This is a genomic window from Rathayibacter sp. AY1C9, from assembly GCF_002932315.1.
Classification (GTDB): Bacteria; Actinomycetota; Actinomycetes; order Actinomycetales; family Microbacteriaceae; genus Rathayibacter.
In genome coordinates this window covers 45,419-69,878 of sequence record NZ_PSVZ01000016.1, presented here as the reverse complement: position 1 = coordinate 69,878, position 24,460 = coordinate 45,419, and the positions used below count along the sequence as shown (strand labels likewise).

The following is a 24,460-nucleotide window of genomic DNA, read 5'->3' as shown; positions in this document are numbered from 1 at the left end:
TGTAGGGGCGTGACCACGGCCGCGGGGGTGCCGATCCGTCCAGCGGTGGAGGGGTGGTCTGGACGGATCGGCGCGCTCAGTCGGTGGGACGGGAGGCGTCGGCGTCGGCGTCGGGCGAGGGGGTGGCCGCGTCGGGGCTCGAGGCGGCGGGGTCGGCCGCGCTCGGGTCCGCAGCGCCGGGATCCGCAGCGCCGGGATCCGCAGCGCCGAGGTCGGCGGCGCCGGCGTCGGCGGTATCCTGCTCGGCTGTACCGGTCTCCTCACCGTTCACCTCGGCAGCGGACGCTTCAGCCGCAGTCTCCGCCGCACCCGCCGGGTCGAACCGCGCCAGCGCGGCCGTGATGTTGTCGTGCCCGCCGCGCTCGTTCGCCCAGGCGACCAGCGCCTCCGCGAGCGTGACCGGATCCGCGCCCACCCTCTCCTGCGCCTCGCGCAGCACGCGCGCGAGGTCCTCGGCGGCGGACGCGTAGTTCCAGAGCCCGTCGGAGCAGACCAGCACCCAGCCCGGCTCGGTCAGCTCCTCGGAGGCGACCCGCGGCTCCTCGTCGTGCGCGTCGGCGCCGAGCCAGCGGGTGATGGCGTGAGCGTCGGGCGCCGTCTCGGCCTGCTCCCGCGGCACTCCCGAGGCGATCTGCTCCTGCGCCCACGAATCGTCGACCGTGAGCTGCCGCGGCTCGCCCGCGTCCGGCATCCAGTAGCTGCGGCTGTCGCCCACGTTGCCCGTGACGAGCAGCGCGCCGTCCAGCACCGCCGCGGTGAAGGTGCACGAGGGCGGATTCGACCGCTTCTCGGGCACGGCCGCGTCGATCGCTCCGGAGGCGCGCGCGGTGGCCATCTGCAGCAGCGCGCGCCAGCGGTCCGCTCCCGCGCTCTCCCCGCCGACCTCGGCCTGCAGCGCACTGAGTGCCGCACGGGCCGCGGCGAGCGACGCCTTGTCGGAGTCGGGGGTCGAGGAGACCCCGTCGCAGACCACGAGCAGCGCCGTCCTCAGAGAGCCGTCGGCGCCAATGACCGCCCCGAGCGCCATCGCGTCCTCGTTGGCCGGGTGCCGGAGCCCGCGGTCGCAGACGCCGCCGACCAGCGGGTGCGGCGCTTCGGCCCAGTGCTCGCGCTCGGTCGGAGCGGGGCGTCCGCACTGCTCGCAGTAGCCGTCCTCGGCGACCGCTCCCCCGCAGTAGACGCAGGCGGCGGATCCTCCGACGGCGACGGGCGGAGCGGAGGGGGTGGCCGCGACGATCAGCGGCGTCCCGCAGGCCTCGCAGAACGCGTCGCCGGTCGTGACCGGCTCGCCGCAGTTCGGACAGGGAGTCGACAGCGCGCCGCTCATGTCAGCGTCCAGCGTCGGACCTCGTTGGCCCGGTCGACGAGGCGCAGGCGCTCGTCGCGCTCGCGAGTGGAGGCGGCGAGCGCGCGGTAGGAGGCCTCGAGGCCGTCGCGGATGGCGGCCTCGTTCGCCTCGACTCCACCGAGGGTCGCTCCCTCGGCCGGGCCGTCGCGCCGCACCAGCTCGAGGGCGGAGGCGAGGACCTGGGTCGTGAGCTCGAGGCGGGTCCGCTGGTCGATCGACACGGAGTCGACGCTCGCGAGGGCGGCCGAGAGCGCGGGCAGCCCGCGGCCCGACTCCGCCAGCAGCTCCGCCCGGCGGCGGCGCGCGTCGGAGTAGGAGGAGCGCGTGGGCGCGACGATGTCGAGCGCGTCGAGCGCCCCGTCGAGGTCGGAGCGCAGCTGCCGCACCCGCGCGAGACCGAAGGCGGCGGGTGCCGTGTAGTTCGCGTCGGCGCGGGCGCAGATCACGTAGAGGGACTCGGCGACCTCGGGCTCACCGCTCGCCTCGCACGCCGCGGCGAGCGCGAGCTTCGGGGCGAGCTCGCCGGGGACCTGCCCGTAGACGGTGTTGAAGGAGGCGCGGGCCCCGATGTCGTCGCCGCGCGCGAGCTGCGCGAGACCGCTCATCCAGACCGCCCGCCACTCCCACGGGTCCTCCGTGAGGATCTCGCCCGTCGCGCGGGCCGCCTCCTCCCAGCGCTGCGCCTCGATCGCCGCCCGGGCGCGGGCGAGCCGCACCTCGACCGTCACGGTGGGCGCGAGCGCGAGAGCGCGCAGGCGCACGATCGGGTCGGCGACGTTCACGCCCGCGAGCCACGACCGGGCGGGATCGGACTCGTCGCGGCGGAGCGCCGGCAGCGCGTCCCACGGCGGGACGCGGTCGACCACGTCGGCCACGGGCGCCTCGAACAGGGCCGACTCCGTCGAGTGCAGCGCGGGGTGTCCGGGACCGCGGTCGGTCGCGACGACCTCGCGCAGCACCCCGAGCAGCTGGCCGCGCATCTCGTCCACCGTGGCGAAGCGGTCCTGCGGGTCGGGAGCGCACGCCTTCGCGATCAGGCGGTAGAAGGAGTCGTAGCGCTGGAACAGCGGCGTCTCCGACACCGGCGGCAGCGAGGCGACGAAGGTCGTCTGGTTGCCGCGGAAGTCGAGCACCAGCGAGGCCAGCGTGCGGCCGATCGTGTAGACGTCGGAGGCGACCGAGGGACCGAGGTCGGCGACCTCCGGAGCCTGGTAGCCGACGGTGCCGTAGATGGCGGAGTCCTCGTCGTCGATCCGGCGCACTCCGCCGAGGTCGATCAGCTTGACCTGGTCGCCCACCTGGATCATGTTGTCCGGCTTGAAGTCGCAGTAGAGCAGGCCGTGGTCGTGCAGGTAGGCGAAGGCGGGCATGACCTCGAGCACGAAGGCGAGCGCCTGGTCCACCGGCAGCGGATCCGCGGCGCCGCCGTTGGCGTCCAGCCGCTCCTTCAGGATCTGCTTGAGGCTCGGCCCGCCGACGTACTCCATCACGATGTAGCCGGCGCCGTCGTGCAGGACGAAGTTGTAGATCTCGACGATCAGCGGGTGCTCGACCTCGGCCAGGAACCGGCGCTCGGTGACGGCCGCCGCGTACGCATCGGGGTCGCCGGAGTTGAGCAGGCCCTTGAGCACCACCCAGCGCCCCGAGACGTTCCGGTCGCGCGCGAGGTAGATCCAGCCGAGGCCGCCGTAGGCCAGGCAGCCGACGACCTCGTACTGGCCGCCGACGACGTCGCCCTTCACCAGCTGCGGAGTGAACGAGAACGGCGTGCGGCAGTTGGGGCAGAACCCCTCGGTGCGGCCGGACCGACCGTCGCGCCCGCGGCCGACGGCCGTGCCGCAGTGCGAGCAGAAGCGCTTGCGCTCGGGGAGGACCGCCTCGGTCATCAGAGCGGCCATCGGGTCGGCGGCCGGGCGGGACGGGACGGTGGTGAGCCCGGCGCCGAGCCTCGGGCCGCGCAGTCGGGTCGAGGTGGTGCCGACGCGGCGGGTGACCTTCGAGCCGGTCTGCGCCGTGCGGGCGGAGCCGAGGGCGGCGGTGGCGAGGCGGGCGGAGGAGGTGCGCGTGCTGCGCGCGGTGGCCGACTCCTCCGCGGGCCCGGGTGCCGTGGCGCCGGGGGTGCCCTCGACGAAGCCGGTGCCGAAGGCGGCGGAGGCGGTGGCCGGCGGGGAGGCCGGAGCGGCGCGGCGCGCGGTCGGCGTGGAGGCGGCGGCGCCCTCCTCGGGCGGGAGGCCGCAGACGTTGCAGTAGCCGTCCTCGATCGTCCCGGTGCAGCCGGGAGTCGCGGTGCAGGGGGCGCCGTTCATAAAGTGGCCTTCCGGTGGTGCGCGGGGTCGGGGTGCGGGAGGTCGCGGGTGACGACGTCGTACTGCTCGACCAGGTGGCGGGCGAGCGGGACGGAGCAGGGCACCGCGTCGAGAGCGGCGCGCACCTCCTCCTCGGCCGCGACGCCGACGGCGGTGGCAGCGCGGCCGTTGCCCTCGGCACGCTCCCGCAGCGCCCGGAGGCGGAAGCCGAGGGCGGCCCGTTCGCGCAGCGGCGAGGTGTAAGCGGCCTCGACCGCGTCGAACGCGCGGCCGACGGCGGTCAGGCGGGCGAGGTGCGCGTCGAGCGCCTCGCGGTCGGACGGAGGATCGCCCAGCCGGGAGACGTCGGGCACGGCCAGCCGCGGCGGGTCGGCGATCTCGCGGCGGCAGCGGGCCACGAGCTCGCGCAGCGGCGCCTCGCGGCGCTCGGCCGCCTCCGCCAGCTCGCGCGCCCGACGGCGGTCGCGCTCGAGTCCGCGCCGCTCGGACGCGGCGATGATCAGGTCGCGCTCGAGCCGGGCGGAGTCGCTCTCGAGCTGGCCGAGCGGCCCCGACACGTCGGCTCCCCGACCCGCCCGCTCGGCGAGCGCGTCGAGGCGGGAGCGCAGCACGGCGACCCGCTCCGCCCGCTCGCGGTCGACCGTGCCGCCGCCGTCACGGGTGAGGTCGCGGCAGCGCTCGATCTCGGCGCGCACCCCCACGATCCGCCCGGCGACGTCGGTGCCGCTGGGGTCGAGCTCGAGCCGGGAGCGCAGCTGGCCGACGACCGCGTCGCAGAGGCGCACCGCCTCCACCAGCGAGACCGCGCCGCTCCCGGAGGCGTCGAGACGGCCCCAGATCAGCTGCGACATCCGCTCGCGCGCCGCGACGTCGACGCGGCCGGAGTCCCAGACCGCCTCGAGCTCGGCGAGGCGCCGGGTGACGGACTCGCGGAGCGACTGGGCGAGCACCACGTCGGCCGTGTAGTTCTCGGCCTGCGGCGACGCCAGCGCGGCGGCGTCCAGCCGCGAGAGCTCGCGCGTGGTCCGCTGGAGCCAGCGGGTGAGAGCGGCGAGGTACTCGAAGAGCTCGCGCTGCGGCGCGGCCTCCCCCAGCCGGCCCGGAGCGACGGGGGTCCCCTCCGCGAGACCGGTGCTCATCGGCCGTACACCGGGGCCGGCGGCGAGGCCTCGCCGAGGACCCCGAGCCAGCGCTCGTAGATGCTCTGCCAGCGGCCGTCGCTGCGGATGCTCTCGAGCGAGGCGTTGACGAAGCGCACGAAGTCGGGGTCGTCGGCGGGCAGGCCGAGGCCGTAGGGCTCCGAGCTCAGGGCGTCGCCGACGACCTTCGCGTACGGATCCTGCGCCACGAAGCCCGCGAGGATCGTGTCGTCGCCCGCGATGGCGTCGACCTCGCCGGCCTGGAAGAGGGCGAGGCACTGCGAGTGCGTGGCGGCCTCGACGGCCTCGACCTCCGGGTAGTCGTTCTGCAGGCGGCTGAGCGTCGTGGTGCCGCTGGGCGCGCAGACCCTCTCGCCGCCGAGGTCGCCGATGCCCGTGATCGGGACGCCGTCGGGGTCGTCGGAGACGAGCACCTTGAGGCCGGCGTCGTAGTACTCGGAAGAGAAGGCGATCGAGCTCCAGCGATCGCAGGTCATCGTGAGGGTGCGGGCCACCATGTCGACCTGCGGGGCGCCGTCGCCGCCGGTGAGCGCGGGGAGGCGCTGAGCGGAGGTGATCACGACGTAGTCGATGGAGTCGCTGCCGAGGATCGCCCGGGCGACCTCGCGGGCGATGTCGACGTCGAAGCCCTCGATCGCCCCCGTGATCGGGTTGCGGGCGCTCATCAGGAGGGTGTCGGCCGAGACGCCGACGCGCAGGGTCCCGCGCCCGCGGATCTCCGCGAGCCTGGTGCTGTCGGTCACGCCGGTCGGCGCGTAGGAGGTGACCGCCGAGGGCGAGCAGTCCGCCGCGGCAGGAGCGGCGGGAGCGGACGCGCTCGCCGTCGGAGTCGGGGTCGCCGCGGCGAGGGGCGTGCCGAGGTCGTCCGCCCCCGTCGTGCAGCCGGTGAGGGCGAGAGCCGCGGCGGTGGCCAGGGCGAGGGCGGCGGCGCGCAGGCGGTTCATCGGTACTCCTCCAGTCGCTGGGCGATGCCGCGCCAGGCGAACACGGCTCCGGCGAGACCCGCCGCCAGCAGGATCCACGAGACGAGGGTCGCGAACTCCGCGCCTCGATCGAGCGTGGTGGCGGCGGCCAGTGCCTTCTCCTGCACCACGTCGCGGGCGTCGTCGGAGAAGGTGGTGAAGAGCTCGTTCGGCGTGCCGTTCCCGGTGATCGTGGCGACGCGGACGGCCTGGTCCCAGTTCCCGGCGTCGTCCGCCTCCCGGATCTCCTCGTGGAACGACTGCCACTGCCCGAACTCGTCGACGAGCCGTGTCCTCGCCAGCTCGTCCTGCAGGTCGCCCGAGAGCTTCTCCCGGGCGGAGTCGACGGCCTGGGTGTAGCGCTCCTCGAGGGCGGCGCCGGAGCCGCGCTTGATCAGCGTGAAGCTCTCGAGCGACTTGGCGTCGCTCGCGGCGATGAGCGCGTTCGACACGGTGAGCGCCTCGCGGTAGGACTCGACCCGCGCCGTCCCCGCGTCCGCCGCGACCGATCCGTAGGCGAGCGCCCCGCCGACGCCGACGACCAGCAGGAGGGCGGTCCCCGTGGCGAGCGGGCGGTTGAGGTAGCGGTGCGTACGGCGGGCGAGCCAGAGCTGCGCCGCCAGGAGAAGGACCAGCATCACGAGCGAGCCGATCATGAGCAGGACGCTCCAGCGGACGGCGTCGTAGGCGGCCGCGACCCGGTCGGCACCGGAGTCGACGAGTCCGTCGAGGTCCTCGAGGATGCCGCCGTCTCCCGAGAGGGCCGTCGACGCCTGGTCGAGATACGCCGAGGCGACGGGGAAGCCCTGCCGGTTGTTGGCCCGCGCCTGCTCGATCAGCCCGCTGTAGGTCGTGATGCTGCTGGCGACCCGGGCGAGGGCCCAGGTGTCCGCCGAGTCGGCTGCCGAGAGTCCGGCGATCGCGGAGGCGGCGCCGGTGAGGCTCGAGACGTACGACGCCCGCAGCTCGGTCGGCTCCAGTCCGCCGACGAGGAAGGTGTTGGCCGCGATCGCGTTGGCGTCCACCAGCAGCGTGCGGACGTTCTGCACGCCGAGGAGCTGCGCCGACTGCTCCCGGGCCGTCGTCGCGGCGCGCGCCTGCATCGCTCCTGCCTGCTGCGCGAACACGCCGAACAGCACGGCCGCCAGGGCCGTCAGGGCGAGCAGGAGGCGCAGCGTGGCCGGAGTGGTCGCGGTCGCGCGGGCCAGCAGCGACGGCTTCCGCTGCGCCGGCCGGTTGGCGACCTGGACGAGGGGCGGCTCGGGGATCCTCTGCGCGGGCGGCGCGGCGGGTGCGGTGCTCAACGGCTCTCCTCCTCGGGGTCGTCGGTGACGGGGACGGCCGTGCCGCTCGGGGCGGCGTCCGCCTGCCCGAAGGCCTCCTCAGAGCCGTCGACCGCGCCCTCGTCGTCGTCGCCGGCTCCGTCCGGGCTGCTCGAGGCTTCGGGGCTCTCCACCACGTCCTCGGGGAGCAGGATGCGCAGCTCGTCGAGCGTCGGCTCCTCCACGTCGCGGAGGCGCCAGGCGTGCCGGGCGATCGCCGCGTCGAGGACGTTGCGGACCCAGCGCCCGTTGCCGAACGCCTCCGTGCGCTGCTGCGCCGAGGCGAGGCCCGCGAACGCGGCGAGCGCCTCCTCCGTCGGCTCGAAGTCCGCGGAGGCGGCGAGGCGGCCGAAGATCGCCGAGAGCTCGTCGTCGGAGTAGTCGGCGAAGTCGATCGTGGTCGAGAAGCGGCTGGCGAGACCCTGGTTCGTGTCGAGGAAGCCCTGCATCGGCCCGGAGTAGCCGGCGACGATCACGACGAGGTCGCCGCGGTGGTCCTCCATGTCCTTCACGAGGGTGGTGACCGCCTCCGCGCCGTACTGGTCGAGCGCGAGCGCGTAGGCCTCGTCGATGAAGAGGACGCCGCCGCGCGCGGAGGCGATCACCTCCGCGGTCTTCGTCGCGGTCTGCCCGAGGTAGCCGGCCACCAGCTCCGATCGGTCGACCTCGACGAGCACGCCCTTCGAGAGGATGCCGAGCGAGCGGTAGATCCGCGAGACCAGCCGCGCCACCGTCGTCTTGCCCGTGCCGGGGTTCCCCGTGAAGACGAGGTGGCGGGTGAGCGTGGGCGTGCTGAGTCCGGCGGCCTGGCGCAGGGTGTCGATCCGGAGCAGCTGCGTCTGCCGCTTGATCTCGCTCTTCACCCGGTCGAGGCCGATCAGCGCGTCGAGCTCGGCGAGCAGGTCGTCGATGAACTCCGGCGGGTCGAGCGGCTCCGGCTCGGAGGCGGGCTCCGCGGCGGCGGGCGCCGGCTCGTCCTGCGGACCGTCGTGCTCGGTCCGGCGGAGGCGCTCGAGGATCTCGTCGACCCCGGGCACGCCGGCGGGCAGACCGGTCGGCAGGTCGGCGCTCGCGGCACCGTCCGGCGTCCGGCCGGTCGTGTGCGGCGCTCCCCCGCTCGTCGTCGGAGCGGCGCCCCGAGCACCCGGGACGGCGGAGAGCTGGGCCGCGGCGGTCGCGGAGGCGGAGGCGATGCCGCCGATGCCCGGGTCGCCGAGAGCGCTGGCCGCCGAGACGACCTCGGTCAGGGCGCGGGCGTAGGCGGAGGAGTGGTGAGAGCCCGCGCCGACCAGGGCGGCCAGCTGATCGGTCGGCCCCGACCGCCAGCGCCGGCCGCTCGAGGCGGCGGTGAAGAACGCCTCCAGACCGCCCGTCGCGCCGGTCGCGGCGAGCCAGTCCTGCCCGGCGCCGCGGATCGACTCGGCGACGGCGGCGGCCAGCCGCGCACCCTCGTCGCGGACGGCCGCGGCGTCGAGGCCGGCGGCCGTCCCCGCGAGCACGAGGGCGTCCAGCGCCGGGGCGAGCGCGGTCACGAGGCGCTCGGCGGGGTCAGCGAGCCGGATCCGGACGGCGCTCCCGGCTGCGGAGGCGCGTCGAGACCGCTCGGGGAGAGCGAGGACTCCGTGAACTTCTCGGCCAGGAACTGCCCGTGCGCGATCAGCGCCGAGGCGTCCTGTCGCGAGACGGCGTCCGAGATGCGGTCGAGCGTGCCTCCGAGGAGGTCGAGCTGGTCGCAGAGGATCATCAGCGAGGTCTTCCCCCTGTGCACGGCGCGGCGGTCGGCGAAGTCCCTCGGCAGGCGGAGGTAGCCCTCCACCGCCTCGGGGAGGTAGCTGGTCGCGGTCGCGACAACGGTGTGGCCCTGACGGCTCATCCCGCCGAGGCGGTCGAGACGGGGCACCATCTCGCGGACCGTCTCGTCGATCCGCTGGATGCGCGCCGCGACGATGCCGGGCACCCGGCCCTCCGTCCGCGTGCCGACCCTGTCGAGCGCCGCGAGGATGTCGTCGCTCGTCGGGACGCTCGGCAGAGCGGGCGCGGTCTCCTCCGGCGCCGCGGGGGCACCCGTGAACAGGCGGGAGAACCAGCCCATCGGCTAGCGGCCGAGATCGAGCGAGGACGTCGCGTCGATGTCCGAGTTGCTGCGGCGGGCCCGCTCGACGTACTCGCCGGCCTTCGCCGTCTCGGTCTGCAGGACTCCGACGGTCTGGGCCATGCTGTCGAGCGCCTTGATCTTGAAGTCCGAGATCGAGTCCATCGTCTGGTAGATGTTCGCGAACGCGGCCTGCAGCTGCGGCAGCCCTACCGTGGCCGAGGCGGCCTGCGACTGGATCGAGGCCGACTGGTCGGCGAGCATGCGCGAGGTGGCCTCGATCATGTTGGACGTCGTGGTGTTCAGCGCCGTGATCTGATCGAGCACGAGGCGCTGGTTGGCGAGCGCCTGCGCCACGATGACCGCCGTGCGCAGCGCCGAGACGGTCGTGGTCGTCGCGCGGTCGACGCCCTTGATCAGCTCGACGTTGTTCTTGATGACGACGTCGATCGCGAGGTAGCCCTGGATCGACACGGCCAGCTGGGTCAGCAGGTCCTGGTGCTTCTGGCGCGCGTAGAAGAGGACGTCCTCGCGCAGCGCCTTCGCCCGCTCCGGATCGGTCGCGTCGAGCTCGGCGATCTTCGCCGAGAGCTTCACGTCGAGCCGCTCGGCGACGTAGATGTACTCGTTGAGACGGGTCATCGTCTCCCAGAGGTTCTGCTTCTCGAGATTCAGGGCCGCGTTGTCCTTCCGCAGCTCGTCCTGCCCGTCGTACAGGGCCTGGATGATCGCGTTCAGGTGCGACTGGGCGCTCTCGTAGCGGCGGAAGTAGTCGGTGATCTTGTTGCCGAACGGGATGAAGCCCAGGATCTTCTTCTGCAGGTTGTCCTCGGACGGGTCCAGATCCTCCACCGTGCGGCGCAGCTCGAGCAGCGTCTTGCCGATGGTCGACCCCTCGGAGAGCCCGCCCTCCTGGAGGGCGCGCACCGGCGTGCTCAGCAGCCGGTTCGACGAGTCGGCGGCCGAGCGGATGTCGGCGTCGCCCATCGTGCGGATGTCGTTGGCCCGCGTCGCGAACTCGGGGCTGCGGGACTCCGTCGCCAGGAGCGTGTCGAGGTAGCCGTCGACCTTCGCCTCGAGGCCGGGCAGTGCGGCTTCCGGCACCTTCGGCGCGATCGACGGCGCCGAGGTGGTCGGCACCGCCGCCACCGGCTCCGGAGGCGTGAGCGAGAGGGCGTTCTGGACGGGCGGCTGCAGGGCCTCGGTCATCGGGATCCTCACCGTTCCTGGCGCTCGGCGCCGACTGGGATGAACGTCCGCCCAGCATATCCCGGGCCCTCCCGCGGGATCTCCGCGAGCCGCCTCGTCCGAGGACTCGACGCGATCGGGCGGCTGTGGAGGAGCATCCGCCGCCGGTCAGACCGCCTTCGGGCGCCTCCGCAGCGTCGCCACCGCGACTCCGGCCAGGGCGAGCGCGCCTCCGAGCAGCGCGGCGAGCGGCGGGGTCTCGCCCAGGACGAGCCAGGACAGCAGCACGACCACCGCGGGCACCGCGTAGGTGGACGCCGCGGTACGACCCGCGCTGGAGCGCGCGAGGACGTACCCCCACGTCGTGAAGGCGACGGCCGTCGGGAAGATCCCGAGGTAGACCACGGCCAGGATCGAGGAGAGCGGAGCGGCGGCGAGCGCCTCGACGAGCTCCGGGGCGAAGGGCAGGCACGCGACCGTGCCGGCGAGGCAGCCGAGCCAGGTCATCGTCGGTGCGTCGATCCGTCCCAGCAGGCGCTTCTGAAGGGTCGCCGCGCTGCCGTAGACGACGGCGGCGACCAGGCCGAGGGCGACGCCGATCACGTCGAACTGCCCGGTGGAGGTGGAGAACGCGATCACCGCGACGCCGGTCAGCGCCACGAGCATCCCGGCGAGGAGACGGCGGGGGAACCCCTCCCCCAGCAGCAGCCCGGCGAGCACGGCGGTGATCATCGGCGCGATGTTCACCAGCAGCGCCGCCGTCCCCGCGTCGACGTGCCGCTCCGCAGCGTTCAACGCCAGGTTGTAGACCCCGAACCAGGCGACCCCCCAGCCCAGCACGAGCAGGAGGAGGCGCCCGCGCGGGACCGCCGTGCGCGGATCCGGAGCCGCCTCCGAGCGGCGCCTCCGGGCGGTGAGGACGACGCGCACCACCGTGAGCGCGAGCGACCCCACCACGATGCGGCCGAGGGTCAGCGCGCCCGGGCCGAAGTCCTCCGTCGTGGCGCGGATGCCGACGAAGGCCGACGCCCAGAGCAGGACGGTGACCGCGATCGCGCCCCACAGCAGGAGGGCGTCCCTCGTGGAGGGCGGGGCGGAGGAGGAGACGTCGGTCATGAGGCCATCGTGGCGCTGCCGGGGATTCAGCACCAGTTCCGTTCACTGTCGGATCGTTCAGCCGGACTGTACGGTCGTCTCATGCTCGACGTGCACCGGCTCCGCATCCTCCGCTCCGTCGTCGCCTCCGGCTCGATCGCGGGAGCCGCCTCCGGCCTCGGCTACACGTCCTCCGCCGTCAGCCAGCACCTCTCCGCTCTGCAGCGCGAGACCGGACTGACCCTGCTGGAGCGGGTGGGCCGCGGCGTCCGCCCGACCCCAGCCGGACGCGCCCTCGCCGCCCAGGCGGACCGCGTCCTCGAGCGCCTCGCCGAAGCGGAGGCCGTGGTGGAGGAGCTGCGCGAGGGCCGCTCCGGCCGCCTCTCGGTGACGTACTTCGCCTCCGTCGGCAGCGCCTGGATGCCGGAGGTCGCCCGCCGGCTGACCGCCGCGTTCCCCGGCCTCGCCCTCGATCTGCGCCTGGGAGAGGAGCTCGACGACGACCTCGGAGCGCGCCCCGACGTGCAGCTCCTCGTCGCCTCCTCCGAGCCGACCGCCCCCGGATTCACGGCGCACCACCTCCTCGACGACCCCTACCTCGTCGTCCTGCCCGACGGTCATCCGCTCGCCTCACGGAGCGAGATAGACCTCGCCGAGCTCGCGAACGAGCGCTGGGTCGACAACGACCTGCCCACCGGCTGGTGCCGCCGGAACGTCGTGGAGGCCTGCGCCGCCGCCGGGTTCGCGCCGCCCTTCCACGTCCAGGCCAACGACCACATCACCGCCGCCGCGTTCGTCGCCGCGGGCATGGGCGTGACGGTCCTGCCGGAGCTCGCGGCCCACCGCCTGCCGGACGGCGTCCGCGCCGTGCCCGTCGTCCGTCCCCGGCCTGTCCGCTCCCTCGAGGCCGTCGTGCGGAACTCCGCCGCCTCCTCCGCACCGGTGGCCCTGGTGCTGGAGACACTGAAGGCCCTCGCCGCGCGCCGCTGAGCGCGCCTGCACGGGCGAGCTCGCAGCACACCGGAGCACGATGGGCGCGTGAGCTCCGTCGAACCCGTCACCCGTTCCGCGCCCGCGCTCGGCGGACCGCGCATCCTGAAGCAGCGCTGGACCGAGGCGACGTTCCTGCACTGGCGGGTCGACCCCGCCCTGGTGGCGCCCCACCTCCCGGCCGGGACGAGGCCCGACGAGCACGACGGCTCCTCCTGGGTGGGCCTGATCCCGTTCCGGCTCTCGCGGACGGCCTTCCTCGGCGGCCCGCGGGTGCCCTGGCTCGGCACCTTCCCCGAGGTGAACGTCCGGCTCTACTCCGTCGACGAGCAGGGACGACGCGGAGTCGTGTTCGTCTCGCTCGACGCCTCCCACCTCCTTCCCGTGCTCACCGCGCAGGCGGTGTTCGGGCTCCCCTACCGCTGGGCCCGGATGAGCATCGAGCACCGCCACGGCGCGGTGATCTACGACACGATCCGGCACTCGGACTCGGCCGCCCGCTCCCGGATCGTCGTCCGCCCGGGCGAGCCGGTCGACGAGGACCCGCTCGGCTCGTTCCTCACCGCACGCTGGGCCTACCACGAGCGCCACCTGGGCTCCACCTGGTACGGCCGCAACCTGCACCGGCCGTGGCCGCTGCGACGCGCGGAGCTGCTCGCGCTCGACGACGGGCTGCTCGACGCCGCGGGCTTCCCCGGGCTGGCGACGCGCGCGCCGGACTCGGTGCTGTACTCGGCCGGAGTGGAGACCGTGTTCACGGTGCCGCGGAAGGTGTGAGGGGGGCGACGCTCCTCCACAGACGGTTCTTCGCGATGCTGTCCGATGAAACGGCGCTCCCGAGGCCTACGGCGAGACTTCGTCCGGTGAGATCAGGGCATGAAGGAATCGGCGACAGTAGACGACGCGCTCACGGAGGCGCTCGCGCTCGCCGGCTCACGGCACGCTGAGCGGTCCGCCGTCGAGGCATCCCGGTACCGGGCAGTCGAGGAGGCACGCCGCCTCGCGATGGCGGCACCGGCGGCGCTCGCCGGCGAGCACGTCCAGGTGCAGGTGGATCGGGCGGAGGCGGCGCACCGGGCGCTGATCGCGGAGCTCGCGACGAGACTCCGGGTCTCGGAGGCGCACGCCTCTGCACTGGTCGACGAGGCACGCCTGCTGGTGAACGACCTCCCGGCGACGTTGCGCGCACTCGCGGACGGAGCGCTCTCCCCCGAGCACGCGCGACTCGTGGTGCGAGGAGCGCTCGACGTCCCCGCCGAGGTCCGTGGGCGCTTCGACGAGGAGGCCGCCACGATCGCGGTCGCCTGCACGCCGCCCCAGCTGCGACGCGCCCTCCGGTCGCTCCGGGAACGGCTGCACCCGCAGACGCTCAGCGAACGTCATCGGGACTGCGCCCGTCGTCGCGCGCTCTGGGTGGAGGGCCTCGACGACGGGATGGCGATCCTGCACCTCTACACCGCAGCTCCCGATGTGCTCGGCGCGATGGACAGGATCGACCGGGCCGCCCGCTCCCTCGCGGATCTGCCGGACGAGGAGCGGACGCTGGGCCAGCTCCGCGCAGACATCGCCGCTGCGCTGCTGGTCGACGGGGAGACATCGGCCGACGGAGACGGCACGTCGATGCCGGCGGGAGTGCGCGCCGAAGTCGCGGTGACCGTGCCGGCGCTGACCCTCCTCGGGCGGTCCGACCAGCCCGCCGTCCTCGACGGATACGGACCCGTCGATCCGGAGACCGCGCGGCGTCTCACAGCAGGTGCTCCCTCGTTCACGCGGCTGCTCACCCATCCGGAGAGCGGAGCGGTCCTCTCCGTCGGACGCGACTCCTACCGAGTGCCGGCGGACCTGCGTCGCCACCTCCAGCACCGCGACGGGACCTGCCGGTTCCCGGGATGCACCCGCAGCACCCGCAACGCGGACGTCGACCACACGAACGACTGGCACCACGGAGGCACCACGTCGGCCGACAACCTCGCGCACCTCTGCCGACACCACCACCGGCTCCGCCACACCACGGGTTGGACCCACCGGCAGGAGCCGGACGGCACGCTGCACTGGACGAGCCCGACGGGACGGCAGCATGTCACCCGGCCCGGGGAGCCGGGGAACGGGACGGAGGGCGGACACGATCCGACCGGGACCGGCGGGCCGTGACAAGGGGCAGGTCGGGTGGCGTGGACGGGCAGGTCAAGGGGCGGGCCCGCTTCGGCGCGCCCGCGTAGCGTGGACGGCACGGGCCGATAGGCGCGGAAGCGACAAGAGGGGCAGCGACATGGCAGGAACGAAGGACAGGAAAGACGCGACGACGGGGACCTCCGCGGTGCTCTTCGACATCGACGGGACCCTCGCCGACACGAACTTCCTCCACGTCGAGGCGTGGTCGCGCGCCTTCTGGCAGGCCGACCTCGTCGTGCCCGCCTGGCGCATCCAACGAGCGATCGGCGCAGACTCGTCGGAGCTGCTCGACATGCTCCTCGAGGACGAAGTGAAGGAGGAGCAGCGCGCACTGGTGAAGTCGCTGCACACCAAGAACTACACCGAGACGACAGCACGCATCGTTCCACTTCCGGGAGCTCGCGAGCTCGTCGCGACGCTCGTCGGTCGAGGCGTCCACGTCGTCCTCGCCACCTCGGCACCGCAGAACGAGCTGGACGTGCTTCTCGACGTCCTCGACTTCGGCGGGTCCGTCCACGCTGTCACCAGCGGCGCCGACGTCTCCACCGCCAAGCCAGCACCCGACCTGATCTCTATCGCGCTCGACCGCGCGGGTGTCTCCGTCGACCGCGCCGTCATGGTCGGCGACGCGACCTGGGACGTCCTGGCAGCCGAGCGCGCGGGCCTGGCAACGGTCGGAGTCCTCTCCGGCGGAACCTCGGAGCACGAACTCCGCGAGGCCGGAGCCGTCGCCGTCTACGAGGACGCGGCGGCCGTCCTCACCGGTCTCGGTGAAGGGCCCCTCGCGAGCCTCCTGAACTGACCGACCGCCACCCCAGGAGGCTCACGAGCCTCAGTCGCGGGGTCGCCGTCGCAGCACGAGGAGCGTCACTCCGATGGCGGCGGCGACCGCGGCGAGAGCGCCGCCGATCCACAGGACGTCCCCGAGGAGTGCCGGGTCCGATCCGGACGTCGCCTGCGCTTCGTCGGCGGACTCGGCCTGTCCTCCTGAGACCGCGACGGTGCCGTTGCAGTCCGGGACCGAGTCCGACCCGTCGGCGAGCGCGGTCCCGTCGGCCGGCGCCCAGTCGAACGCGTACTGGCCCGACACGGGGTGCCCGTCGGTCGACACGACCTGCCAGGTCACCTCGTACTCCCCCGCCGCGCCGAGCTCGAGCGGCATCGACGCTTCCGGCCCGACGACGCTGACGCAGCCGTCGCCGTAGTAGAGCCCGTCCGGCCCGACGACGCGCAGAGCCGCCGCCGTTCCGTCCGTCCCGAGGACGAGCAGGTCGTCGTTCGTCGTCAGCACCAGCGTTCCCGGCTGCTCCGTCACGGTCGAGTCCGCAGCGGGAGTCGTCGAGACGAGGTAGTTGTGCGCGCTGGCGGGCGCCGCCACCGCGATCGAGCCGAGCAGCCCGATCGCGGTAACGGCGACGAGGGCCTTCCGACGGGTCACGCCGACGCCCGGGGTCCGCGGCGGCGGGAGGCGAGCCCGACGGCCACGCCGACCGCGCCGACGACGAGCCCGCCGACTCCGAGGATGCGGGCGAGCACGTCGTCGCCGCTCGTGGCCGTCGTCGCCGAGGCGGTGGTCGCGACCGCGTCGTCACCGTCGCCGTCGTCGTCGTGTCCGCCCCCGTGGCCGGACCCCGCTTCCGCCGCGGTCACCGCGACGGTGGGAGCGGGCAGCTCGGGCTCGTCCTGGCCGTCGACGGTCGGCTGGTCCCAGGCGGTGCTGCCGGTCTCGCACGTCTGCAGCACGGGGAACTCCAGCGTGGAGCCGGCTGCGTCCTCGGGGAGCTGAAGCTGGAGGGCGACGGTGTCGCGGTAGCCGTCGGCGAGGGGCGTCTTCGCCGTGTAGACCACGTCCGAGACCCGCTTGGTCGCGGTGTTCCCGTGGGAGTCGGTGACCGGGTCGGCGATTGCGACCTCGTTCTTCACGACGTCCCAGTTCGGGTTGATCGTCGGGCTGACCGAGTTGATGCCGTCGGGCATCGTGATCGTGAGTCCCGTCGTCGGCGAGCCCTCGCAGCCGTGGGCCACCGAGAACGTCACCACCGTGTACGAGCCGGCGGCGGTGCTGCTCGCCGCCGCGGTCACGTGGGCGCTGGCCGCAGTGGGCGCGGCGACAGCGAGCGCGATCGATCCGGCGGCGACGAGTGCGCCGCTGCCGACGAGGCGGAGCCGCGAGAAGGAAGAAGAAGAAGAAGAAGAAGAACGGGTCATGACGGTCGTGTCCTCGGGGGAGATCCGGCGCGGGGCCGGGAGTTCTGGACGCAGCGCGGGTTCGCGGTGCATGCGGAGGCGCCGACCGGAGCCGCTCCCGCACGGGAGGGGCGTCAGGCGGCGCGGAGGACCCGCAGCGGCGGCCCGCGGTGCCGGAGGATCGAGAGGACCGCGTCGAGGGAACGGGGCGCCCGCGGCTCGGGGGTGCCCGTCATCGAGACGCCGGGTGCCGACGGGAGCGCGACCGCGGACGCGCGGGCGACGATCCGTACGACGACGCGCTGGAGGCCTGCTCCCAGCGTCCAGAAGAGGCGCTCGCCGTACCGGAACGCCGCGATCGTGAAGGCAGCCGCAGCGAGGTGGGCGACGAGCATCAGCGGAGCGTGGGCCGCGTGTCCGCCTCCGCCGGCGATCAGCTCGATGGTCGACCCGTCGTGGAAGTGCGCGCCGGTGCCCGTCGTCCCGACCACGCTCACCTCCCCACCGCTGCCCGTGATGAGGAAGAGGCCGTGGTACGCGATCTGGCTGAGGAGCACGGAGAGCGTCAGCCGGGGAAGGGACGGACGGCGCCCCGAGAGGAGGACGCAGACGACGACGGCGAACGCCGCGGCGAGGGCGAGCACGGCAGGAGCGGGGGTCTCGGCGCCCGCGAGCGTGTGGGAGGCGGCGGCCGTGGCGGTCGCGGCGAGAGCGGCGGCGACGCCGCGAGCCACTCGTGCACCTCGGGTCTGCACTCGCCCGTCCTCTCGTCGTCGCGTCGACGCGTGCGCGCGACGTCTCCAGGGTAATCGACGCGGCGGAGCAGCTCCCCGCCGTCCCGGTTCCCTGCCGTTACGAAGCCGTTACCTAGATCACCGAAAGAAATCCAAACCCCCGCAGGGAGGGCTCCGAACACATGTCAACGGCCGCGACACGGTCCACACAGAACAGGTCCTCCGCATCACGTGGGGGCCGTCTCACGAAGGAGTAATCCCATGCGATCCACCAAGCGTTCCGCCCTCGCCGCATTCGCCCTGCTGGGCACCGCCGCCCTCGGCCTCACCGCCTGCTCGAGCGGAAGCGGCTCGACCACCGCCGCCAGCGACGCGGCGACCGAGATGTCGACCCCGATGGCCACCTCGTCGGCCTCCGCCTCCTCGACCCCCATGGCGACCATGGACCCGGCCGCGAACCTCGTCGGCCCCGGCTGTGCCGCCTACGCCGAGCAGGTCCCGGACGGCGCCGGCTCGGTCGAGGGCATGTCGCTCGACCCCGTTGCGACCGCCGCGTCGAACAACCCGCTGCTCACCACCCTGACCGCTGCGATCTCCGGTGGCCTCAACCCCGACGTCAACCTCGTCGACACGCTGAACAGCGGCGAGTTCACCGTCTTCGCCCCGGTCGACGACGCGTTCGCCAAGCTCGACGCCGCGACCGTCGACTCCCTCAAGACCCCCGAGGGCGCCGCCACGCTGTCCTCGATCCTGACCTACCACGTCGTCCCCGGCCAGATCGCCCCTGACGCGATCGCCGGCGACCACGCCACTGTCCAGGGTGGCAACCTCACCGTCACCGGTTCCGGCGACGACCTGAAGGTCAACGACGCGTCCGTCATCTGCGGTGGCGTCCAGACCGCCAACGCGACCGTCTACCTCATCGACACCGTGCTGACCCCCCCGGCCAGCTAATTCCCCTCACCGGCTCCGGCCGGTGAACACGCCGAAGGGCGGGCACCTCGCGGTGTCCGCCCTTCGGCGTTCGTGCGTGCAGAAGCCCTCCGCGAAGCCGGGCACTGCAGAGTCGTCCAGCACAGAGTCGTCCAGCACAGAGTCGCGCAACGCAGCGCCGCCCCACGGGAAGCCGCACAGCGCAAAGCCCTGCGCAGTGCGGAGTCGGAGGGTCACCACGACCCGGCACTCGCCGTCACTCCGCACCACAGCACTCACCACGAACGACACGAGGCGCGGACCCCGATGCAGGGGGTCCGCGCCTCGTCGTCGTGCGGTCGGCGGCTACTCGGCCGGGGCGCTGATCTCGCGCAGGACGCGGTCGCCGGGGCGGGCCTCGATCATCTCGGCCTCGATCTCGGCCCGGTCGAGCAGCTCCTCCATGCGGCGGCGACGGTTGCGCGTGATGAGCGTCACGACCGTGCCCGTCTTGCCCGCGCGACCGGTGCGGCCGGAGCGGTGGAGGTAGGTCTTGTACTCGTCGGGAGCGTCGGCCTGGATCACCAGGTCGATGTCGTCGACGTGGATGCCGCGCGCGGCCACGTCCGTCGCGACCAGCACGTCCACGCGTCCGCTGGTGAGCAGTGCGAGGTTGCGGGTGCGGCGCGACTGGTTGAGGTCGCCGTGGAGGCTCGTCGCGGGGATGTCCGCGTGGTCGAGCTGCTCCGCGAGCTGCTCCGCGAACGCGCGGGTCCGGGCGAAGATCAGCGTCTTGCCCTGGCGGGCGGCGAGCTGCTCGATGATCTCGGCCTTGTCGCGGTGCTCGATCAGGAGCACGCGGTGGTCGATGGTCGAGGACGCCTGGTCCTCGCCGGCGACCTCATGGACGCTCGGCTCGACCAGGAACTCGTCCACGAGCGTCGCGACGCCCTTGTCGAGCGTGGCCGAGAACAGCAGCCGCTGGCCGCCGTCGGCGGTCTGGCGGAGGATGCGCTGCACGGGCTCGAGGAAGCCGAGGTCGCACATGTGGTCGGCCTCGTCGAGCACCGTGATGGTGATGTTCGAGAGGTCGAGGCGGCCCTGCTCGACGAGGTCCTCGAGGCGGCCCGGCGTCGCGATGACGATGTCGACTCCGCGCTGGAGGGCTCCGACCTGCTTGTACTGGGGGACGCCGCCGTAGATGGTCGTCGTGAACAGGCCGACGGAGCGGGCGATCGGCTGGATGGTCCGGTCGATCTGCATGGCGAGCTCGCGGGTCGGCGCGAGGATGAGCGCCCGCGGAGCGCGGCCCGGCTTGCGGCCCTTCGCTCCGTTGTTCTCCATCAGCCGCTCGACGACGGGGGCGCCGAAGGCGATGGTCTTGCCGGAGCCGGTCTTGCCGCGTCCGAGGACGTCCTTGCCGGCGAGCACCTCGGGGATGGTCGCGGCCTGGATCGGGAACGGCGCGGCCGCTCCGAGCTCGGTCAGCATCCGGACGATGTTCCCGCCCAGGCCGAGGTCGCCGAAGGTGACGCCCTCGACGTCGACGGCGAGCGTGGCGGTCGCCTCGAGGCGCTCGAGCACGACGTCGTCGGCCTGGTGCGGCGCACGGGCGTCGCGGCTGGGGTAGAAGTCCGAGCCGGAGTCGCGGCGCGAGGGCCGGGAGTCGCGGTCGAACGAGCGGGTCGGGCGGTCGCCGCGGTCGTGGCCGCGCGAGGGACGCGCGTCCCGGTCGAAGGAGCGGGCCGGGCGGTCGCTGCGGTCGAACGAGCGGGCGGGACGCTCGGTGCGGTCGTAGCCGCGCGAGGGGCGCTCGTCGCGGTCGCCGGTGCGGGCCGGACGGTCGTCGCGTCCGTAGGAGCGGGCCGGACGATCGTCGCGGTCGTTCGAGCGGGCCGGACGCGCATCGCGGTCGAAGGAACGGGCCGGGCGGTCGCTCCGGTCGAAGGAACGCGCCGGACGCTCATCGCGCCCGTAGGAACGCGCCGGACGCTCGTCGCGATCGTTCGAGCGCGCCGGACGCGCATCGCGGTCGAAGGAACGGGCCGGACGGTCACTGCGATCGAAGGAACGCGCCGGACGCTCATCGCGCCCGTAGGAACGCGCCGGACGCTCGTCGCGGTCGTTCGAGCGCGCCGGGCGTGCGTCGCGGTCGTACCCGCGGACCGGACGCTCGTCACGGTCGTTCGAGCGGGCCGGACGCGCGTCGCGGTCGTAGCCGCGAGAGGGCCGCTCGTCGCGGTCGTACCCGCGGGCGGGCCGATCGGCGCGCTCGGTGGCCCGCTCGGCGCGCTCGTCGGCGTTCCAGCGCGCCTTCTTGGGGGCGTTCTCGTCGACGGCGCGGAATCCGCGGTGGCCCTCGCTGCGCGAGCCCGGCTTGGCGCCGGGGAAGCGCGAGCGGCCGCCGAGCTGGGACTTGCCGCTCGAGGCGCCGAAGCGGTTGGGCTCGAAGTTCTTGGCCGGACGTCCGCCGGCGGGCTTCTTGTTCTTGGGCATGGCAGTTCTTCCTGGGTTCAGGTCGTGCGCGAGGAGGCGACGCCGGAGGAGCCCCGTCGTGAGGGGCGTCCGTGCGCTGGACTGCTGCGGGGCAGCAGGGGGAGAACCCGGGCGAGTCATTGACCGGGGCCGATTCACACATGTGATTCGTCTCACGACGACTGTCGGAGACTCGGCCCACTTGACTAACAAACCCATCCGCACGAGAACGCACGGTGTCAAGAGCCGACCGAGCGAGTCTACACGCGGCCCCGGAGCCTGGCTAGGGCGGGGAGACGTGCGGCCAGGAGCCGCTCAGGTCGGGGGCCGCGAAAGCCAGGAGCCGCGAAGCCCGGGAGCCGCGAAGCCCGGGAGCCGCGAAGCCCGGGGGCCGCGCACCTCCGCAACCGGTCCCCCGCGGAGTCGCCCCGCAACAGCCCCCCGGCCCCGAGCCGCAGCACGATCGACGCGCGCCCGCGCGCAACGACCGCCCGTCCGCTACTGCGACGCCCGCCGGGCCCGGTACGCGGCCACGTTCGCGCGATTGCCGCAGTTGCCCGTGTCGCAGTAGCGCTTCGAGCGGTTGCGGGAGAAGTCCACGAGCACCGCCTCGCAGTCCTCCGCCGCGCAGACGCGGATCCGCTCGCGCTCGTCGCCGCGGATCACGTCGACGAACGCCATGGCGGCCTCGACCAGGATGCGGGTGGCGAGCGGGCTCTCGTCGCGCGTCGCGTGGAGGTGCCAGCCGTAGGGTCCGTGCCGGACCAGCTGCGGGAGCGCGCGGCCGGAGTCGAGCATCCCGTTGACGACGGGGACGAGGTCCTCCTCGGCCCGCGTGAGCCAGAGGGTGCGGAGGGAGGAGCGGATCGACTGCACGGCCTCCAGCTCCTCGGTCGATCCGTCGCGGCTGCCCGTGTACCGGTTCTCGAGGAGGAAGTCGTCCAGCTGCTCGATCGTCGCCATCTCGTCCTCGCCGGACGGCGACAGCTCGGGGAGCGTGTTGACGAGGGTGGCGGTGGAGGTCAGTGACGCCTCGACGTCATAGGCGAACACCATGTTGACTCCTGACAGTGCGGCTCAGTAGTGTGCGATCAGCTCGCTGTCACGAGTGTAATCCTTTTGACTCCTGAAGGAGCCGACCATGACCGCCGAGAGCACCGCCGCCGTCACCCTCCCCGCCGCGAGCGCGCCCGCGCCTGCACGGCGCCTCGGCTCGGGCCTCGTCGCGGCGCTGGCCGCGTCGGCGGCGTTCGGTCTGGGCGGGCCGTTCGTGAAGCCGCTCCTCGAGGCGGGCTGGACGCCGGCGTCCGCGGTCCTCTGGCGGGCGGGCGGCGCGGCCCTGATCCTCGCGATCCCGGCGATCCTGTCCCTCCGCGGCCGCTGGCCCGTGCTCCGCCGCAACCTCGGCACGATCGCCCTCTACGGAGTCTTCGCCGTGATCGCCGCGCAGCTCTGCTTCTACAGCGCGATCGAGCACATGTCGGTCGGCGTCGCCCTGCTGATCGAGTACCTCGCGCCGGTGTTCCTCGTCCTCCTCGCCTGGGCGCGCACCCGCCGGCACCCCGGCCGCTTCACCCTCGCCGGCTCCGCTCTCGCGCTCGGCGGCCTGGTGCTCGTGCTCGACCTGTCCGGCGAGTCGACCCCCGAGCTGGTCGGCATCGCCTGGGCGCTGACCGCCTCGCTCGGCCTGTGCGTCTACTACGTCATCGCCGGTCGAGTGGATCCGGAGCTGCCGCCGATCGCGCTCACGGCGGGGGCGATGACGGTCGGCGCCGCGATCCTGCTGGCACTCGGGGCGCTCGGCGTCACACCGCTGCGCGCGACCTTCGGAGAGGTGGTGTTCGTCGGAGCGGAGGTCAGCTGGCTCCTCCCCGCGGGCGTGATCCTCGGCATGTCGACGGTGCTGGCGTATCTGCTCGGGATCGAGGGCGGACGCCGTCTCGGCACGCGGATAGCCTCCTTCGTCGGGCTGACGGAGGTGCTGTTCTCGATCGCGGCCGCGTGGCTGATCCTCGGCGAGCTGCCCGCGCCGATCCAGTTCGGCGGCGGCGCGCTGATCGTCGCGGGGGTCGTCCTGGTCCGTCTGCAGCGCGAGCCCGGCACCCCCTGATCGCGGGGGTGCCGCATCCGGGGCGCCGGGCACCCCGTACGCTGATCGCACTCATGCGCGAGCCCACCCGATCCCCGCGACGCGTCGCCACGGTCCTGGCCGCCCTCGCACTCCTCCTCTCGGGCTGCGCGAGCACCACTCCCGTCTCGGAGCCGGTGGCGCAGGCGCTCGGAGCGGCACCCGCACCCGACTGGTCCGGCGTGAGTGTGACGGCCGACGTCGTCTACGACGCGAGCACCGGGCAGAGCGTCGACGTCTGCTCCTCCCCTGCCCCGTCGGCGGAGCCGCGGCCCGCCGTCCTCGTCGTGCACGGCGGCAGCTGGGCCCGTGGAGGCAAGGCCGACGCGAACTGGCGCCCGATCTGCCAGTGGCTCGGATCGGAGGGGTTCGTCGCCGTCTCGGTCGACTACCGCCTCGCGCCCGCCGCCGTGTTCCCCGCGCAGCTCGACGATGTGACGGCCGCCCTCGACTGGCTGCTCGAGCCGGAGCAGACCGCGCGCTTCGGCATCGATCCGGAGCGGGTGGCGGCCTTCGGCGGCTCGGCCGGCGGCAACCTCGCCTCTCTGCTCGGCACGCTGCCGTCGACCTCGTCGCGCCTGGCCGCCGTGGTCGAGCTGAGCGGTCCCTCCGATCTCAGCGCCGCCGGCCTCGCCGACGACGACCCGGTTGTCGGAGTCGCGGCCGCCGTGCGCAGCTACCTCGACTGCGCGGACCTCGCCTCCTGCCCCGCTGCGACCGCCGCCTCGCCCCTCGCGCAGGTGGACGGCTCCGAGCCGCCGTTCCTCATCGCGCACGCGGCGCACGAGCGGGTCGCGCTCAGCCAGTCGACCCGCTTCGCGGAGGCGCTGCGCGGAGCGGGCTCGAGCGTCGACCTCCTCGTCCTCCCCGGCTCGCTGCACTCGATCGCGCTCCTCGACGACGCTCTGCGTGCTCGGGTCGTCGAGTTCCTCCGCGCCCACCTGGGCTCGTGAGCGGAGTCGTCGTCCGCCTCGAGGACGCAGCCGGAGCGGAGGGCCTCCTCGCCGCGGTCCCGCCCCCGCACGCCCGCGTCCTGATCGCCCGGATCGACGGGGCGGCGTCCGGCGTGCTGGTGCTCGCTCCCGGCCCGGACGACTTCGCCGAGGTGCTGGAGCTCGTGGTCGCCTCCGTCCACCGGCGCACGGGAGTCGCCCGACGGCTCGTCGCGGCGGCGGAGTCGTGGGCGCGGGTGCAGCGGATCCGCACGCTGCGCCTGGCCGCCGCGCCGGAGCTCGCCCCAGCGGCCGAGGCGCTCGGCTTCACGGCGATCGACGGCTTCGGAGCCCACGTCGGCGACGATGCGGTGCTCTGCTTCGCGCGTCCGGTCTGAGCAGCGCCCGATCCGAGGCGAACCGGGTCCGAGGAGCCCGGCCCGAGGGCCCGCCCGGT

General features: G+C 73.7%; 22 protein-coding genes. 8 read left to right on the top strand and 14 right to left on the bottom strand.

What is annotated here, in order from left to right:
• Positions 1-76: 76 nt before the first annotated feature.
• The 9 genes from C5D09_RS11700 to C5D09_RS11660 all read right to left on the bottom strand — a co-directional run bounded on the left by C5D09_RS11700 (position 77) and on the right by C5D09_RS11660 (position 11,494).
• Entirely contained in the window at positions 77-1,327 is a 1,251-nt protein-coding gene (locus tag C5D09_RS11700; protein WP_104269373.1) for a PP2C family serine/threonine-protein phosphatase, read from the bottom strand.
• Positions 1,324-3,654 carry a serine/threonine-protein kinase gene (locus tag C5D09_RS11695; RefSeq protein WP_104269372.1) on the bottom strand — a complete coding sequence of 777 codons (2,331 nt, stop codon included), beginning with the start codon at positions 3,652-3,654 and terminating at the stop codon, positions 1,324-1,326. The genes C5D09_RS11700 and C5D09_RS11695 overlap by 4 nt, the downstream gene beginning before the upstream one ends.
• Positions 3,651-4,793: a hypothetical protein gene (locus tag C5D09_RS11690; RefSeq protein ID WP_104269371.1), complete on the bottom strand. Its 1,143-nt coding sequence runs from the start codon at positions 4,791-4,793 to the stop codon at positions 3,651-3,653. Before C5D09_RS11690 ends, C5D09_RS11695 begins: the two co-directional genes overlap by 4 nt.
• A complete protein-coding gene (locus tag C5D09_RS11685) occupies positions 4,790-5,758 on the bottom strand; it encodes a glutamate ABC transporter substrate-binding protein (RefSeq protein WP_104249858.1) in 969 nt (322 codons plus the stop codon). The genes C5D09_RS11690 and C5D09_RS11685 overlap by 4 nt, the downstream gene beginning before the upstream one ends.
• Positions 5,755-7,080 carry a hypothetical protein gene (locus tag C5D09_RS11680; protein WP_104269370.1) on the bottom strand — a complete coding sequence of 442 codons (1,326 nt, stop codon included), beginning with the start codon at positions 7,078-7,080 and terminating at the stop codon, positions 5,755-5,757. The genes C5D09_RS11685 and C5D09_RS11680 overlap by 4 nt, the downstream gene beginning before the upstream one ends.
• Entirely contained in the window at positions 7,077-8,630 is a 1,554-nt protein-coding gene (locus C5D09_RS11675) for an AAA family ATPase (RefSeq protein WP_258066988.1), read from the bottom strand. The genes C5D09_RS11680 and C5D09_RS11675 overlap by 4 nt, the downstream gene beginning before the upstream one ends.
• Complete coding sequence (locus C5D09_RS11670) at positions 8,627-9,190, bottom strand: hypothetical protein (RefSeq protein ID WP_104267137.1); 564 nt, start codon at positions 9,188-9,190, stop codon at positions 8,627-8,629. Before C5D09_RS11670 ends, C5D09_RS11675 begins: the two co-directional genes overlap by 4 nt.
• A gap of 3 nt (positions 9,191-9,193) precedes the next feature.
• Entirely contained in the window at positions 9,194-10,399 is a 1,206-nt protein-coding gene (locus C5D09_RS11665; protein ID WP_104223833.1) for a toxic anion resistance protein, read from the bottom strand.
• Positions 10,400-10,546: 147 nt separating this feature from the next.
• Positions 10,547-11,494 (bottom strand): DMT family transporter, encoded by a 948-nt coding sequence (locus tag C5D09_RS11660; protein WP_104249861.1) that lies wholly within the window; start codon positions 11,492-11,494, stop codon positions 10,547-10,549.
• Between the two features lie 81 nt (positions 11,495-11,575).
• Between C5D09_RS11660 and C5D09_RS11655 the strand changes: the two genes are divergently transcribed.
• The 4 genes from C5D09_RS11655 to C5D09_RS11640 all read left to right on the top strand — a co-directional run bounded on the left by C5D09_RS11655 (position 11,576) and on the right by C5D09_RS11640 (position 15,437).
• Entirely contained in the window at positions 11,576-12,463 is an 888-nt protein-coding gene (locus C5D09_RS11655; RefSeq protein WP_104269369.1) for a LysR family transcriptional regulator, read from the top strand.
• Between the two features lie 48 nt (positions 12,464-12,511).
• The gene (locus C5D09_RS11650; RefSeq protein WP_104246884.1) at positions 12,512-13,240 is read left to right on the top strand and encodes a YqjF family protein; all 729 of its coding nucleotides are present in this window, start codon (positions 12,512-12,514) and stop codon (positions 13,238-13,240) included.
• 99 nt (positions 13,241-13,339) lie between these two features.
• Positions 13,340-14,614 carry an HNH endonuclease signature motif containing protein gene (locus tag C5D09_RS11645; protein ID WP_104269368.1) on the top strand — a complete coding sequence of 425 codons (1,275 nt, stop codon included), beginning with the start codon at positions 13,340-13,342 and terminating at the stop codon, positions 14,612-14,614.
• A gap of 118 nt (positions 14,615-14,732) precedes the next feature.
• Entirely contained in the window at positions 14,733-15,437 is a 705-nt protein-coding gene (locus C5D09_RS11640; RefSeq protein WP_104246886.1) for an HAD family hydrolase, read from the top strand.
• 30 nt (positions 15,438-15,467) lie between these two features.
• Here the strand turns inward: C5D09_RS11640 and C5D09_RS11635 are convergent, their stop codons facing one another.
• Genes C5D09_RS11635 through C5D09_RS11625 form a run of 3 tightly spaced genes read right to left on the bottom strand, consistent with a single transcriptional unit; the run spans position 15,468 to position 17,556 of the window.
• On the bottom strand, positions 15,468-16,073 hold the full coding sequence (locus C5D09_RS11635) for a copper resistance CopC family protein (protein WP_104223827.1): 606 nt from the start codon (positions 16,071-16,073) through the stop codon (positions 15,468-15,470).
• A complete protein-coding gene (locus C5D09_RS11630) occupies positions 16,070-16,915 on the bottom strand; it encodes a YcnI family protein (RefSeq protein ID WP_104269367.1) in 846 nt (281 codons plus the stop codon). Before C5D09_RS11630 ends, C5D09_RS11635 begins: the two co-directional genes overlap by 4 nt.
• Positions 16,916-16,956: 41 nt before the next feature.
• Positions 16,957-17,556 carry a hypothetical protein gene (locus C5D09_RS11625; protein ID WP_104260386.1) on the bottom strand — a complete coding sequence of 200 codons (600 nt, stop codon included), beginning with the start codon at positions 17,554-17,556 and terminating at the stop codon, positions 16,957-16,959.
• A 261-nt stretch (positions 17,557-17,817) separates the two neighbouring features.
• Here C5D09_RS11625 and C5D09_RS11620 point away from each other — a divergent pair, with 261 nt between their 5' ends.
• On the top strand, positions 17,818-18,510 hold the full coding sequence (locus C5D09_RS11620; protein ID WP_104246890.1) for a fasciclin domain-containing protein: 693 nt from the start codon (positions 17,818-17,820) through the stop codon (positions 18,508-18,510).
• 324 nt (positions 18,511-18,834) lie between these two features.
• Here C5D09_RS11620 and C5D09_RS11610 read toward each other — a convergent pair whose 3' ends face one another.
• Positions 18,835-20,964 (bottom strand): DEAD/DEAH box helicase, encoded by a 2,130-nt coding sequence (locus tag C5D09_RS11610; RefSeq protein ID WP_104269365.1) that lies wholly within the window; start codon positions 20,962-20,964, stop codon positions 18,835-18,837.
• A 477-nt stretch (positions 20,965-21,441) separates the two neighbouring features.
• Positions 21,442-21,999 carry a CGNR zinc finger domain-containing protein gene (locus C5D09_RS11605; protein WP_104269364.1) on the bottom strand — a complete coding sequence of 186 codons (558 nt, stop codon included), beginning with the start codon at positions 21,997-21,999 and terminating at the stop codon, positions 21,442-21,444.
• An 85-nt stretch (positions 22,000-22,084) separates the two neighbouring features.
• On the opposite strand from C5D09_RS11605, the gene C5D09_RS11600 reads away from it, so the two are divergent.
• From C5D09_RS11600 to C5D09_RS11590, 3 genes are read left to right on the top strand one after another with little or no spacing between them, the layout of a single operon-like run.
• Positions 22,085-23,053 (top strand): DMT family transporter, encoded by a 969-nt coding sequence (locus tag C5D09_RS11600; protein ID WP_104269363.1) that lies wholly within the window; start codon positions 22,085-22,087, stop codon positions 23,051-23,053.
• Between the two features lie 53 nt (positions 23,054-23,106).
• Entirely contained in the window at positions 23,107-24,024 is a 918-nt protein-coding gene (locus C5D09_RS11595; protein WP_104269362.1) for an alpha/beta hydrolase, read from the top strand.
• Entirely contained in the window at positions 24,021-24,401 is a 381-nt protein-coding gene (locus C5D09_RS11590) for a GNAT family N-acetyltransferase (RefSeq protein WP_104269361.1), read from the top strand. Before C5D09_RS11595 ends, C5D09_RS11590 begins: the two co-directional genes overlap by 4 nt.
• The last annotated feature ends 59 nt before the right edge of the window (positions 24,402-24,460 follow it).

Bases quoted from the DNA above. Each gene is read 5' to 3' on its own strand.
- C5D09_RS11670 (WP_104267137.1), bottom strand. From the start codon at position 9,190: ATGGGCTGGTTCTCCCGCCTGTTCACGGGTGCCCCCGCGGCGCCGGAG.
- C5D09_RS11640 (WP_104246886.1), top strand. From the start codon at position 14,733: ATGGCAGGAACGAAGGACAGGAAAGACGCGACGACGGGGACCTCCGCG.
- C5D09_RS11605 (WP_104269364.1), bottom strand. From the start codon at position 21,999: ATGGTGTTCGCCTATGACGTCGAGGCGTCACTGACCTCCACCGCCACC.
- C5D09_RS11595 (WP_104269362.1), top strand. From the start codon at position 23,107: ATGCGCGAGCCCACCCGATCCCCGCGACGCGTCGCCACGGTCCTGGCC.
- C5D09_RS11610 (WP_104269365.1), bottom strand. From the start codon at position 20,964: ATGCCCAAGAACAAGAAGCCCGCCGGCGGACGTCCGGCCAAGAACTTC.
- C5D09_RS11620 (WP_104246890.1), top strand. From the start codon at position 17,818: ATGCGATCCACCAAGCGTTCCGCCCTCGCCGCATTCGCCCTGCTGGGC.
- C5D09_RS11700 (WP_104269373.1), bottom strand. From the start codon at position 1,327: ATGAGCGGCGCGCTGTCGACTCCCTGTCCGAACTGCGGCGAGCCGGTC.
- C5D09_RS11630 (WP_104269367.1), bottom strand. From the start codon at position 16,915: ATGCACCGCGAACCCGCGCTGCGTCCAGAACTCCCGGCCCCGCGCCGG.
- C5D09_RS11655 (WP_104269369.1), top strand. From the start codon at position 11,576: ATGCTCGACGTGCACCGGCTCCGCATCCTCCGCTCCGTCGTCGCCTCC.
- C5D09_RS11660 (WP_104249861.1), bottom strand. From the start codon at position 11,494: ATGACCGACGTCTCCTCCTCCGCCCCGCCCTCCACGAGGGACGCCCTC.
- C5D09_RS11600 (WP_104269363.1), top strand. From the start codon at position 22,085: ATGACCGCCGAGAGCACCGCCGCCGTCACCCTCCCCGCCGCGAGCGCG.
- C5D09_RS11645 (WP_104269368.1), top strand. From the start codon at position 13,340: ATGAAGGAATCGGCGACAGTAGACGACGCGCTCACGGAGGCGCTCGCG.
- C5D09_RS11690 (WP_104269371.1), bottom strand. From the start codon at position 4,793: ATGAGCACCGGTCTCGCGGAGGGGACCCCCGTCGCTCCGGGCCGGCTG.
- C5D09_RS11695 (WP_104269372.1), bottom strand. From the start codon at position 3,654: ATGAACGGCGCCCCCTGCACCGCGACTCCCGGCTGCACCGGGACGATC.
- C5D09_RS11685 (WP_104249858.1), bottom strand. From the start codon at position 5,758: ATGAACCGCCTGCGCGCCGCCGCCCTCGCCCTGGCCACCGCCGCGGCT.
- C5D09_RS11665 (WP_104223833.1), bottom strand. From the start codon at position 10,399: ATGACCGAGGCCCTGCAGCCGCCCGTCCAGAACGCCCTCTCGCTCACG.